Origin of the sequence: Alcaligenes sp. PF14 (assembly GCF_037150615.1) — a bacterium.
GTDB lineage: Bacteria > Pseudomonadota > Gammaproteobacteria > Burkholderiales > Burkholderiaceae_B > Alcaligenes > Alcaligenes phenolicus.
In genome coordinates this window covers 442,759-455,559 of sequence record NZ_JBAGRS010000001.1, presented here as the reverse complement: position 1 = coordinate 455,559, position 12,801 = coordinate 442,759, and the positions used below count along the sequence as shown (strand labels likewise).

Here is a 12,801-nt window from a genome sequence, read left to right as displayed (position 1 = left end):
AGGCAAAACCCTATTATGAGTGGCTAAGTGCCCCCTCTTCAAGAGCGACTCGTGCCTGGCGACGCTGACGCACCGCTTCAGCCAGTTTTTCCAGAACCGCCACCGTGTCATCCCAATCGATGCAACCGTCGGTAATGCTTTGGCCGTAGGTCAAAGGCTTGCCTTCCACCACGTCCTGACGGCCGCCTACCAGATGGCTTTCGATCATCACGCCGCAGATACGCATATCGCCGCCCGAGATCTGACCAGCAACATCGGCCAGCACTTCGGGCTGACGGCGGTAGTCTTTATTACTGTTGGCGTGGCTGGCATCGACCATCACACGCGGCACCATGCCGGCCTTGATCATGGCCTGGCTGGTTGCCTCAACGTTTTCAGCGTCGTAGTTCGGCGTCTTGCCACCGCGCAAAATCACGTGGCAATCGTTATTGCCCACGGTGGACACAATGGCGGAGTGACCACCCTTGGTGACCGACAGGAAATGGTGCGGCTGGGAAGCGGCCTTGATCGCGTCCAGAGCAATACGGATATTGCCATCCGTGCCATTCTTGAAGCCGACGGGGCAGGACAATCCGGAGGACAGTTCGCGGTGAACCTGGCTCTCTGTCGTGCGAGCACCAATGGCGCCCCAGGAAACCAGATCAGCAATGTACTGGGGAGTAATCATGTCCAGGAACTCGCAGCCAGCGGGCAAATCCAGCTGGTTGACGGCCAGCAGCAATTCACGCGCCGTACGCAAACCCTGATTGATGTTGAAGCTGCCATCCATGAAGGGATCGTTGATCAGCCCTTTCCAGCCCACGGTGGTACGTGGCTTTTCGAAGTACACGCGCATCACAATTTCCAGCTCGGGGGCAAAGCGCTTGCGCTCGACCGTCAGGCGACGCGCGTAGTCCATGGCGGCTTCGGTATCGTGGATGGAGCAAGGGCCGACCACGACCACCAGACGATCATCGCGTTCGTGAAGGATCTTGTGAATGCTGCGGCGGGCCTTGTGAACCGTCGTCGATACAGCAGAGGTACACGGGAACTCGCGCATCACATGGGATGGGGGAGACAGCTCCTTAATTTCACGAATCCGTAAATCATCAGTATTGTGCGACACGATTGAACTCCAGTTGGTTTGCCAGGTCCGGGGGCAAACGAAAAAAAAGCCGCCCGGTCTATGCTGGCGGCTTATTTCAGGATTTAGGTCTTACTTGTGTTTGGTGCAACCCGTCCTTTCCTCCACCAGCGGCATCGGAAAAGCATAAAAATAAAAGAAGAAAACGGGGGTTGCGAAAGTCATGGGAAAAATCCTAACACAGTTCCTGACGCGCCGCCAACAAAACCAGCAAGATTCATCCACAAAAACGCAGAACAACAAAATATTTATACCAACAGGACCCTAAAAAGCACCATCAAACGAAATCATTGTTTCGTTTTGAGTTTTTTATTGGCCCTTTTGTTTCGTGTTATCGCGAAAAACCACGATAAATCGTTTAGATGCCTTGTTTGTCTTATTTTTACATCTACATACAAACCTGATGGCACACTGCCAGGCACAAATGCAAAAGGGCCAGAACACTGGGTTCTGGCCCTTAGCCGCCTAATTTAGCAGCAGGCTATACGCCCTTTGCCACCATACCGGGCTTGCTGTCTCTCCCGGAAAAACTCGGCGTACTCCATCGGTTTCTGATCCGGGTGGTTCACCCGCATATGATTCAGATAGGTTTCGTAATCAGGCACGCCCACCATCAGACGCAAGGTTGTGGCCAGATAACGCCCGGTGCCCCGCCCTGCCTGGGCACTGCGCGAAATGGCTCCTGTCAATAATCCTTTCATATCAAGCTCCTGCTGCCGCTTGAGCCGGCAATGGCTCGTACGGAGTCTCGGCAGAATGCGGCTCCATGCTGCGACGTGCTTTCAGCACGCAACGGATGCCAAAGAACACCATGCTCAAGACCACAAAGATGAACAGACCGCACAAGGTGGAGTTCACGTAATCGTTGAAAATCACCTGTTGCATCTGCTCCAGAGATTTGGCCGGCGCCATGACAGTTTGTTCCGCCAACCCTTCTTGATAAACCTTGGCGTGGGCCAAAAAGCCGATCTTGGGGTCGGGGTGGAACATTTTCTGAAAGCCTGCCACCAGCGTGCAAATCAGCAGCCAGATAGTGGGAACCACGGTCACCCATGCGTAGCGGTCTTTCTTCATTTTGAAGAGCACCACCGTACCCAGTACCAATGCCACCGCTGCCAGCATCTGGTTGGCAATACCGAACAAAGGCCACAAGGTGTTGATACCACCCAGTGGATCGACCACACCCTGATACAGGAAGTAGCCCCACGCCGCCACGCACAAGGATGTGGCAATCAAGTTGGCGACTAGCGACTCCGTACGCCGCAAGCCCGGCACAAAAGTACCCATCAAGTCTTGCAGCATGAAGCGACCTGCACGCGTACCGGCATCTACCGCCGTCAGAATGAACAGGGCCTCAAACAGAATGGCGAAGTGATACCAGAAGCTCATCATCGCCGGCCCGCCGATGACGTTATGCAAGATGAAGGCCATGCCCACCGCCAGGGTAGGAGCACCACCGGCACGGGAAATAATGCTGTTTTCACCCACGTCGCTGGCCATTTGGGTCAGATCAGCGGGAGTAATCAGGAAGCCCCAGCTGGACACCACTTGCGCGGCCTGCTCAGGCGTGGTGCCAATCAAAGCGGCTGGGCTGTTCATGGCGTAGTAAATGCCAGGCTCGATCACGCAAGCCGCAACCAGGGCCATGATGGCCACAAAGGACTCCATCAACATACCGCCATAGCCGATATAGCGCGCCTGGGTTTCGTTTTCGATCATCTTGGGCGTGGTGCCCGAGGAAATCAAAGCGTGGAAACCGGACACGGCACCACAAGCAATGGTAATGAACAGGAAGGGGAACAAGCTCCCGGACCAGACCGGACCTGTGCCATCAATAAACTTGGTGGTCGCTGGCATTTTCAGCTCGGGCGCCACAATCACAATCCCGATGGCCAGACCCACAATCGTGCCAATTTTCAGGAAGGTGGACAGATAGTCACGTGGAGCCAGCAGCAGCCACACGGGCAGCACAGCAGCAATAAAGCCGTAAATAATCAGTGCCCAGGTCAGCTCTTCGCCATTCAGGGTGAAGAACGGGCCCCAGGTCGGGTGCGCCGCTACGTCCTGACCATACACAATCGCGGCCAGCAGAAAGATCAGTCCGATCACCGAGACTTCGCCAATACGGCCCGGCCTCAGGAAACGCAGATAAATCCCCATGAAGATAGCCAGCGGAATCGTCGCTGCTACCGTGAAGGTGCCCCATGGCGAATTGATCAGGGCCTTGACCACAATCAGCGCCAGCACAGCCAGAATGATGACCATGATCATGAAAGCGCCAAACAAGGCGATCACACCGGGCACCGTGCCCAGTTCAGACTTGATCAGATCCCCCAGCGAACGCCCGTCGCGGCGCATGGAGATGAACAGCACCGTGAAGTCCTGCACCGCCCCCGCAAATACCACACCGGCCAGAATCCAGAGCATGCCGGGCAGGTAGCCCATTTGCGCCGCCAGCACTGGCCCGACCAAGGGGCCAGCCCCTGCAATGGCGGCAAAATGGTGCCCAAAAAGCACGTGTTTATTAGTCGGTACGTAGTCCAGACCATCGTTATGACGCCACGCTGGCGTCATGCGGGTCGCGTCCAGCTCAAAAACCTTGCGAGCAATGAAACGGCTGTAATAACGATAGGCAATTAAATAGACGCAGACTGCGGCGACTACGATCCATAGAGCATTGATGCTCTCCCCTCGGCTTAGTGCCACCGTTCCCAGGGCAAAGGCCCCCAGCACTGCAACCAGCACCCAAATCAGATGCTGTTTTATAAAACCGCCCTCTTCTCTGCTCATAGAGCCTCCACGATTTTGCATTAAGTAAGTCTGTCACCAACTTTTTCTTCTGGCCGCACTTCTGATCTGAAGAAGTCGCCAGCTGCCAGCACAAGAGACGCAATACCGAGTGTGGCAGGCGTTCTTGCGGGGTCAGCACAGTCGTTTGGTACCGTGCATTTCCCGAACCAGCAGGGTTTGAAAGAGCGCCAAAGCGCACTTTCCAAAAGGGTGTCGGCGCGCCCGAAGGCGCGCCGAACTCATTCATGAATCAATCTGGGGTAGGCATAAGCCAGGCGCTTTTGAGAGGACAAGCGCTCTTTAATCCTTGGGAGCATAGTGAAAACACGTACTCAAGGCACCACGCATTTTCCCTAAGACCAAACTTTTCACTTATATATAAACTCTAATCAGTTCTTTTGAGCGATAGTTTCTATCCATTTAATTTGAGTACGAATGATTTTATGCGCTATGATTTCTCTGCAAATCTTTCGTAAAACAAATCATTCATAACGAAATGGTATAGGCGAGAAAAGGACTCATGATGAAACTACAATCCAAGCCCCTCTGCGCGTTGGCCTTTGCCCTGCTGGGCACCCTGGCTGCCGCCTCCAGCGCCCAGGCAGTCACGCTGGAACAAGTCAAAGAGCGCGGCGTGATTCGCGTCGCCGTTGCTAATGAAATTCCGTACGGATACATGGACATGTCCGGCAAAGCCCAAGGCGCTGGCCCCGAAGTGGCCCAGGCCATCATGGAGCGTCTGGGCGTCAAAGAAATCAAATGGGAAACCGCTAATTTCGGTTCCCTGATCCCCGGCCTGCAAGCCAAACGCTTTGATATGGTGGCCGCTGAAATGGCCATCCTGCCGCAACGTTGCAATACCGTGCTGTTCTCCGAGCCCAACAGCTCCTACGGTGAAGGCCTGCTGGTCGCCAAGGGCAACCCCAAGAACATTCACTCGTACGAAGACTTCGCCAAGACTGATCACAAGATCGCCATCATGGCCGGTGCCGATCAACTGGAAATGATGCAGGCCTTGGGCGTGCCCGATAACCGCATGATCACTATTTCCAACAACGCGGATGCAATCTCCACCGTGGCAACCGGCCGTGCCGATGCCTATGCCGCAACTGGCCAGACCGCCAGTGATCTGGCCTCCAAAGGGGGCGGCAAAGTCGAGCTGGCCGCCGAGTTCAAGGACCCTATCATTGATGGCAACCCGGTTCGTAGCTGGGGCGGCTTTGCCTTTGCCAAGGAATCCGAAGACTTGCGCGACGCGGTGAACAAGGAACTGGCCGAATTCAAGAAAACCGATGAATGGAAAGCCATCCTGAGCAAGCACGGCTTTACCGAAGAAGACGCCAAGCACTCATTTGAGAAATCCACGGAACAGCTGTGTAAAGCCTGATCCTTCACCTGCGGGTAAGGCGGCCGCACGGGCCTGCGCGGCCCCTTGCAAAGGCCGACAGCGCACTGAAGGTGTACCGCCTGCCCTTGTCTGGAACCTGATATGGATTGGTTAAGTTACAGCTCGGCCCTGATGGACGGAGCCTGGGTCACCATACAGCTCACCCTGTATTCAACCGTGGTGGGAGCCATCGCCTCCTTTGCCCTGGGCATAGGCAGGCTATCCCACTCGGTCGCCTTGCGCTCGCTGTCCGTCACGATTATTGAAGTTTTTCGCGGCACCTCTTTATTGGTACAGCTGTTCTGGCTGTACTTTGCCCTGCCCATTCTGGGCGAGTCCATGGGTCTGGACTGGCGTCTGGACCCGGTCGTGGCCGGCACCCTGGCCCTGGGCCTGAACATTGGCGCTTACGGTGCCGAAGTGGTGCGCGGTGCCATCCAGGCCGTGCCACATTCCCAACTGGAAGCGGCCAAGGCCCTGGACTTTACAGAGCGCCAAACCCTGTGGCGCATCAGCCTGCCCCAGGCCATCCCCGAGATGATGCCCAGCTTCGGGAATCTGGCCGTGCAAAATCTGAAAGACACTGCCCTGGTCTCCCTGATCAGTCTGGGCGACTTGAGCTTCAGAGCTGAACAAATACGCAACTTCACCCAGGACAGCACCACCATCTATACCCTGCTCTTGCTGATGTACTTCGGCATGGCACTGGTGCTGACCGTCCTGATGAAATTGCTGGAACGCGCAACCGGCCGCTGGCGTGCGCAAAGGAGCTGAACATGCTGTTTGGTATTGAATGGGACACCAGCAGCAACGGAGCATTTGCGCTGTCTATCCTGCCTATTTTGCTTAAAGGCTTATGGGTCACCATCCAGGCCGCCGTGCTGGGCTTTGGTGTTGCGGCTATCTTGGGACTGATTCTGGCAGGCCTGAAAAGTGTGCGTCTGCGCCTGATTTCCTGGCCCGCCTATGTGCTGACCGAATTCCTGCGCGACACACCTTTGCTGGTGCAATTATTTTTCCTGTACTACGTGCTACCGGACTACGGGATTGTGCTGCCCGCCTTTCTGACCGGCGCACTGGCACTGGGTGTGCAATACAGCGCCTATCTGTCCGAGGTCTACCGAGCCGGTCTGGAGTCCGTTACCCATGGCCAGACTGAAGCAGCCCGCGCACTGGATATTTCCCCGCTGCGTACCTTTATGGTCATCACTCTGCCCCAGGCCATCCCGCGCATCATTCCGGCCATGGGTAATTATCTGGTGTCCATCATGAAGGACGTACCTGTACTCTCTGTTGTATCGGTACTGGAAGTTCTGAATGTGGCCAAGATTATCGGTGACCGTACCTTTAACTACATCATTCCCCTGTCCATGGTGGGCGGCCTGTATCTGCTGCTGACCCTCCTGGCATCCGCTGGGGTACGAGCGCTGGACCAGCGTTTGCCCAAGCAAGGAATCCCCCTGCGATGACTGACTCTACGAACCCCATCATTCAATTTGACAATGTCACCAAGAAATTTGGTGATGTCACCGTGCTGGACGCCTTGAACTTTCAGGTGGAACCAGGTGAAAAAGTCACCATCATCGGCCCTTCCGGTTCCGGTAAATCCACCGTGCTGCGCATTCTGATGACGCTGGAGACCATCGACGAAGGTGTCATCACGGTAGCGGGCAAACCCCTCTGGCACGAGCGGGTCGATGACAAGCTGGTGCCCGCCAGCCAGAACCACTTGCGCGAGATGCGCAAGGAAATGGGCATGGTGTTCCAGCAGTTCAACCTGTTCCCGCATATGACGGTGATGCGCAATGTGACTGAAGCGCCCACCCATGTGCTGGGCCTGTCCAAAGAACAGGCGCGCGAACGGGCCACCAAATATCTGGATCTGGTGGGCCTGATCGACCATGCCGACAAATTCCCCAGCCAGCTCTCTGGCGGACAGCAACAGCGCGTGGGCATCGCCCGGGCCCTGGCGATGGAACCCAATATTCTGCTGTTTGACGAACCTACCTCGGCTCTGGACCCCGAACTGGTGGGCGAAGTGCTGGGCGTGATTCAAAAGCTGAGTCAGGAACAGGATCTGACGATTCTGCTGGTGACCCACGAAATGCAGTTTGCCAAGGAAGTCTCGGACCGCGTCTGCTTCTTTGATAAAGGCGTGATCGTGGAATCCGGCCCACCCGAACAAGTGTTCTGCCATCCGCAGGAAGCGCGGACGCAGGCGTTCTTGAGCAACTTTATTCAGGCGGCCTGAGCACTTGCGGTCTGCGTCACTTGAACGTGGTTCTGAGCTGAGCCACGTTCAAGCAGCTTTTGTCAAAGAGGTACCCATCTCTTGCAAAGGCAGCAGGCGGGAGTCCCCAGGCCTTATTAAGCCAAGGGTGTCGCCGGAGTTTCAGCCAGCTTGATAGCATGGTCCCGCACATCTTCCGGCCAGTCAGCCAGCAGGGTTTTGAAGTGCTCCAGCTCATCGGCAAACAAGGCTCGCATGGCTTCTTCAAAGCCGGGCAAATCGCCACCAATCGCGGTCATGAAGTTATAGGTCCGCTCCTGCGCCTGGCGACGCTGATCTTTGGCGGAGCTGGCACGGCGAGCCTCTTCAACCAGCTTGCGCAGCGCAACCGATGCGCCGCCGGGTTGAGTCGCCAGCCAGTCCCAATGACGTGGCAATAAGGTCACTTCACGGGGAACAACGCCCAGCTTAGGACGACCTCGGCCTCGTGGAGCCTCTTTCTCTGTCTGCTCGACCTCTACTTCAGGAGCATCCACTGGCGCATAGCGTTGCGCCAGCTCTTCGTCCGTCCCTTGGGTGTTCACATCCACAAAACGGCCTGTCACATCGTCAAAGATCAGTACGGGATCGTTAACCCGGCTCTCCAGCACTTTCTTCACGGCCAGCACATTTGTCAGCATGGGACCGGACGCGATACGGCGGTGGCCCATAAAGCTGGTGTAGGTATTGGGGTAAGTCGTTTTCATGTCAAAACCAGAGCTTCAAGTAAGAAGGCTCTATTTTTACCCGGATGATATTAATCCGTCAATATTACCCGGATATAAATAAGCGATTGTTGCTAATCGGGTGCATTAACACAGTTGATCCCGTCCAGCAGCCATCACAAGGACTCCTGGACATGCCGAGTCATATCTGATGAGCATCTCCGATAACAGCTTTTCCGGACGCCGGCCAATCAGTACGGTGCAGACCCGTCATTTACCAACGCCCGCCCCCAGACGCTGGCCGCTCCCCTCTTCTTCACAATCCTGAGCCCACAAAAAAACGCCCCCTGAAATAAATCCAGGGAGCGTCTTATCCGGCCAGGTCTGCGCACAAGGCGCAAACCTTCTTTCTGCCTAGGACTCCAGCAGCGGTCCGTTCAACGGCGTCAGGACAGGGAACTGCCCGCGAGTGGCCACATGCGCAGGACGGGGTGTCAGCCCCTGCTTGGGATCACCCACGCAGTTTTCCACGCTGTTATAGACCGTAAACACATTGGCTCGTGGCCAGGGCGAGATATTGCTGGCCGAGCCATGCAAGGTATTGCAGTCAAAAAAGATCACCGAACCGGCCTTGGCAGTAATGGCTTCAATACCCCCCTGATCCACCAGCAAACGCAGGCTGATCGGATCGGGTACGCCATACTCCTGCTTGCGCAAGGACTCCTTGTAATGGTTGTCCGGTGTCTGCCCTGTGCAAGAGATGAACTGACGGTGTGAGCCCGGCACCAGCATCAAGGGGCCATTGCACACATTATTGTCCGTCAGCAGCACCGAGCAGCTTAAGGCGCGCATTTGCGGCATGCCATCTTCGATATGCCAGGTCTCGAAATCCGAATGCCAGTAAAACTCCTTGCCGGTAAAGCCCGGTTTCAGGTTGGCACGGGACTGATGCACATACACCTCCGAGCCCAGAATCTGGCGGGCCACATCCAGTACACGCGGATCGCGCACCAGGCGGGCAATCAGCTCACTTAACTCATGCACACGAAAGATCGAGCGCACGGCCTGACTGCCCTTTTCCACCACCGCTTCTTCACGCGACAAGATGCCGGGATCGGTGCTCATGGCTTCCACATTGCCCAGCAAGGCTTGCACTTCCTGCGCATTGAACAAATCAGGCAGCAGCAAAAAGCCATTGTCCTCGTACTCCCGCAGTTGGGACTTGTTCAAAGGCTGGCTACCTACCGGATCCGGATACACCACCGGCTCCTGGCGGCTGACGATGGCCGCCGTTCGTTCTGTACGGGATGTGTACAGATCGCTCATGGTCACTGTCATCATGCTCTCCTTAGGTCTTCAGTCTTCCACGATGGCTGGGTAAACCCCTTTCTCATCGTGAACTTCCTGACCGGTCAGGGGCGGATTGAACACGCAGATCACTCGCAGCGGCTCTTTGCCACCGCGCAGATAATGCTCATCGTGCTGGTCCAGGGCATAGACTACGCCTGGGCCCAAATCGTATTTCTTGCCGTCGGCAACGGTTTCGATTTCGCCATCGCCCTCGATGCACCACACCGCTTCCAGGTGATTCTGGTAGTGGATGTGAGTCTCGGTGCCAGGAAAAATAACGGTTTCATGAAAGGAAAAACCCATGCCGTCTTTCTTGAGCAGAACACGGCGGCTGACCCAGGTGTCCGTGCGCACCTCGTCACGGGTTCCAATCACATCTTGTACGTTCTTGACCAACATTAGCGTGCTCCTCCAATCTTCAGAATCTTGGCCTGGCTGCCGCGCTTGGACAGGCACTGGGCCACGCTGCGTTCAATAATGTCCAGGCCTTGAGTCAGCTCTTCATTGCTGATCGTCAGGGCAGGCAGCAGCTTCAGAACTTCGTCGTGGGCGCCCGAGGTTTCAATCACCAGACCTTGCTTGAAAGCCTGTGCAGCAATTTCATTGGCCAGACCGGCACCGGGCGGCGTCACCAGGCCCTGGATCAGGCCGCGACCGCGTACGCTCAAACCACGATCTGGATAGCTGTGCACCAGGTTTTCCAGCCAGTCGCGCACTTGACGCTCCTTACCCTGGATCTCGGCTTCAAAGTCCTCGTTGGCCCAGTAGCTTTCCAGAGCTTGAGCCGCAGTCACGAAAGCCAGGTTATTGCCACGGAAGGTGCCGTTATGGGCGCTGGGTTTCCATACGTCCAGTTCAGGACGCAACAAAACCAGAGACATGGGCAAGCCAAAACCGGACAAGGATTTGGACAAGGTGATGATGTCAGGGCTGATACCGGCCTGCTCGAAGCTGAAGAAACGGCCCGTGCGACCACAACCGACCTGAATGTCATCGACAATCAGCAGCATGTCGTGCTCGCGGCACAGACGTTGCAGTTCACGCAGCCAGCGCTGTGTAGCAACGTTCACGCCCCCTTCACCTTGCACGGTTTCCACGATGACCGCGGCAGGATGGTCCAGACCACTGCTGGGGTCTTCCAGCAAGCGCTCCAGATAAGCCATCGTATTGACGTCCGGTCCCAAGTAGCCGTCATAGGGCATGAACGAGGTATTGCCCAGGGCCACACCCGCTGCACTACGAAACTTGGAGTTCGCCGTCACTGCCAGGGAACCCGTGCTGACGCCGTGGAAACCGTGCGTAAAGGAAATCACATTCTGGCGGCCCTTGACCTGGCGTGCCAGTTTTAACGCCGCCTCCACGGCATTGGTGCCGGTAGGCCCCGTAAACTGCAAGCGGTAGTCCCACCCGCGCGGTTTGAGCAGCACTTTGTCCACCGTTTCAAGAAAGTATTTCTTGGCGCTGGTGGCCATGTCCAAACCGTGTACCAAGCCGTCGGTGTTCAGGTATTCAATCAGCTTTTCTTTCAGGTGGGGATTGTTATGCCCATAGTTGAGCGTACCGGCTCCACTGAAAAAATCGATGTATTGCCTGCCTGACTCGTCCTCCAAAACCGAGCCTCGGGCTTTGTTGAAAATGACCGGGAAGGACCGGACGTAGCCCCTTACTTCAGACTCCATCCGGTCGAATATTTTTAAATCAGTCATATTTCCTCTCCTGGTTATAGAACGGCGTGTCTTGAGCCGACAAACAACAATCAGCGAACCAGACCGGCTCTACCGTTCATTTGCGTAAAGTCCCCTCTTATCCAGAGTCCAAGGGGCCGATTCGTAATAGAGGTTCTGCCTCGTGAGCCTGTGCGGCAAACAAGGCGGTATCAAAGAATTCCTGTTCCTGCATGGGGGCGCCCCAACGCCGGGCCATGGCCGCAAACAGGCCACGCGAAGCCCGGTTACCGGGGCTGACCGTCGTTTCCAGATAGCGCAGGGAGCGGCCACGCAGACGCTGTCGCAGATGCTCCAGCATGGCCTGCCCCAGACGACGCCCACGGGCGCGCTCATGCACGGCCACTTGCCACACAAAGAGCACATCAGGACGGTCGGGGAGAAAGTAGGCAGAGATGAAACCGTCTATTTGTTCCCCACGCTGCGCGACAACGCAGGTCCGGGAAAAGTGCTCGCTGAGCAGCAAATAGAGATATTCAGAATTCAGATCCAGTGGCGGGCTATCGGCAATCAGCTGATGGATTGCGGCCGCATCACGCAACAGGGGCGCACGCAGTGTCAGCGCCGGGTCACTGGGGGCAGGGTCGGCGGCAGTCTTGCTGCCTGCCGAGCTGCCCGGACTAGGTCGGTCCGTCAAACCACCAACCCGGATTCGGGGGGTACATCCCCTTCCGGGACCTCAAGAATAGGCGAGGCCGTATCGTCGGCCTCCAGCACAACATCCGGGTCAGCATCGAGCAAGCGCACAATGCGCTCCAGGGACAAGGTCATGGTGGCCTGTTCCAGCTCGGGCAACTCTTTCAAGGCGTCCGACAACTTCTTTTGCAAGGGGGACGGCGTATCGCGTGCCAGGGTCTCCCCTTCTGGTGTCGCACTGACAAATACAATGCGTCGATCTTCACGACCACGCTCGCGCAGCACCAGCTTCTTGTCTTCCAGGCGGTCCAGAATACCAACCACGGTGCTGGGGCTGACGTGCATTTCGCGGCTGATGGCCGTGGCCGTCAACGGGCCTTTTTCGATAATGGTGCGCAGGCAGATCAACTGGGGCGCGGTGATATTGCTGTACGCCGACAGCTGCCTGGAATGCAGGGCAATCGAGCGCGTGATCTGGCGCAAAGCCCGCAAAATTCGTAAATCGTAGTGTTGATCTGTGGTCATTTAATTAGCCAAACAAAATAATTCAGCACGATTAATTCGTGTTGAAATGATATGCCTAGAAAAGATTCAAGTCAAACCGATTTACACTCAAAATCATAGAGAGCATAAACAAGAGGTTCTGACTCAAAGTCCAAAAAAATGTAAGTATCCTGGCTTACGGGGGCGGACCAGCAAGGCGCAGAAAATACCCTGCCTGCTCCCCTTTTCGCCATGAGTGGCTCGAGCCGACACGCCGCTTACAGTAAACTGCCACGAGCCCTTGCCGTGGGGGCCTGTCGGTTTTCACTCAAGACCGGGTGTGCCGCGTCACAGCCCTGCTTGCAAACCGGCAC

Annotated in this window: 13 protein-coding genes; 4 read left to right on the top strand and 9 right to left on the bottom strand. The window is 56.1% G+C overall.

The genetic code is table 11. The features are described 5' to 3' along the window. Positions 1-13: 13 nt before the first annotated feature. The 3 genes from aroG to WFM49_RS02070 all read right to left on the bottom strand — a co-directional run bounded on the left by aroG (position 14) and on the right by WFM49_RS02070 (position 3,913). Positions 14-1,108, bottom strand: coding sequence for a 3-deoxy-7-phosphoheptulonate synthase AroG (gene aroG / locus WFM49_RS02080; RefSeq protein ID WP_279630670.1), 1,095 nt, complete (start codon positions 1,106-1,108; stop codon positions 14-16). A gap of 485 nt (positions 1,109-1,593) precedes the next feature. Next, positions 1,594-1,824: a YbdD/YjiX family protein gene (locus tag WFM49_RS02075; RefSeq protein WP_009456207.1), complete on the bottom strand. Its 231-nt coding sequence runs from the start codon at positions 1,822-1,824 to the stop codon at positions 1,594-1,596. A 1-nt stretch (position 1,825) separates the two neighbouring features. Then, positions 1,826-3,913 carry a carbon starvation CstA family protein gene (locus tag WFM49_RS02070; RefSeq protein ID WP_336971408.1) on the bottom strand — a complete coding sequence of 696 codons (2,088 nt, stop codon included), beginning with the start codon at positions 3,911-3,913 and terminating at the stop codon, positions 1,826-1,828. A gap of 520 nt (positions 3,914-4,433) precedes the next feature. Here WFM49_RS02070 and ehuB point away from each other — a divergent pair. From ehuB to ehuA, 4 genes are all read left to right on the top strand, one after another. Beyond that, positions 4,434-5,300: an ectoine/hydroxyectoine ABC transporter substrate-binding protein EhuB gene (gene ehuB, locus WFM49_RS02065; RefSeq protein WP_035272602.1), complete on the top strand. Its 867-nt coding sequence runs from the start codon at positions 4,434-4,436 to the stop codon at positions 5,298-5,300. Between the two features lie 102 nt (positions 5,301-5,402). Beyond that, positions 5,403-6,074 carry an ectoine/hydroxyectoine ABC transporter permease subunit EhuC gene (gene ehuC / locus WFM49_RS02060; protein WP_009456199.1) on the top strand — a complete coding sequence of 224 codons (672 nt, stop codon included), beginning with the start codon at positions 5,403-5,405 and terminating at the stop codon, positions 6,072-6,074. 2 nt (positions 6,075-6,076) lie between these two features. Further along, positions 6,077-6,769: an ectoine/hydroxyectoine ABC transporter permease subunit EhuD gene (gene ehuD / locus WFM49_RS02055; RefSeq protein WP_009456197.1), complete on the top strand. Its 693-nt coding sequence runs from the start codon at positions 6,077-6,079 to the stop codon at positions 6,767-6,769. Then, a complete protein-coding gene (ehuA, locus tag WFM49_RS02050) occupies positions 6,766-7,551 on the top strand; it encodes an ectoine/hydroxyectoine ABC transporter ATP-binding protein EhuA (protein WP_009456195.1) in 786 nt (261 codons plus the stop codon). Before ehuD ends, ehuA begins: the two co-directional genes overlap by 4 nt. Before the next feature lie 116 nt (positions 7,552-7,667). Here the strand turns inward: ehuA and WFM49_RS02045 are convergent, their stop codons facing one another. The 6 genes from WFM49_RS02045 to WFM49_RS02020 all read right to left on the bottom strand — a co-directional run bounded on the left by WFM49_RS02045 (position 7,668) and on the right by WFM49_RS02020 (position 12,469). Then, positions 7,668-8,276: a DUF2239 family protein gene (locus WFM49_RS02045; RefSeq protein ID WP_254498992.1), complete on the bottom strand. Its 609-nt coding sequence runs from the start codon at positions 8,274-8,276 to the stop codon at positions 7,668-7,670. 372 nt (positions 8,277-8,648) lie between these two features. Next, entirely contained in the window at positions 8,649-9,572 is a 924-nt protein-coding gene (thpD, locus tag WFM49_RS02040) for an ectoine hydroxylase (protein ID WP_035272589.1), read from the bottom strand. Positions 9,573-9,590: 18 nt separating this feature from the next. Beyond that, positions 9,591-9,983 (bottom strand): ectoine synthase, encoded by a 393-nt coding sequence (locus WFM49_RS02035; RefSeq protein ID WP_009456191.1) that lies wholly within the window; start codon positions 9,981-9,983, stop codon positions 9,591-9,593. Continuing rightward, on the bottom strand, positions 9,983-11,290 hold the full coding sequence (ectB, locus tag WFM49_RS02030; protein ID WP_009456189.1) for a diaminobutyrate--2-oxoglutarate transaminase: 1,308 nt from the start codon (positions 11,288-11,290) through the stop codon (positions 9,983-9,985). Before ectB ends, WFM49_RS02035 begins: the two co-directional genes overlap by 1 nt. Positions 11,291-11,387: 97 nt before the next feature. Beyond that, the gene (gene ectA, locus WFM49_RS02025; RefSeq protein ID WP_336971403.1) at positions 11,388-11,945 is read right to left on the bottom strand and encodes a diaminobutyrate acetyltransferase; all 558 of its coding nucleotides are present in this window, start codon (positions 11,943-11,945) and stop codon (positions 11,388-11,390) included. Continuing rightward, positions 11,942-12,469: a MarR family winged helix-turn-helix transcriptional regulator gene (locus WFM49_RS02020; RefSeq protein ID WP_009456186.1), complete on the bottom strand. Its 528-nt coding sequence runs from the start codon at positions 12,467-12,469 to the stop codon at positions 11,942-11,944. Before WFM49_RS02020 ends, ectA begins: the two co-directional genes overlap by 4 nt. Positions 12,470-12,801: the final 332 nt, after the last annotated feature.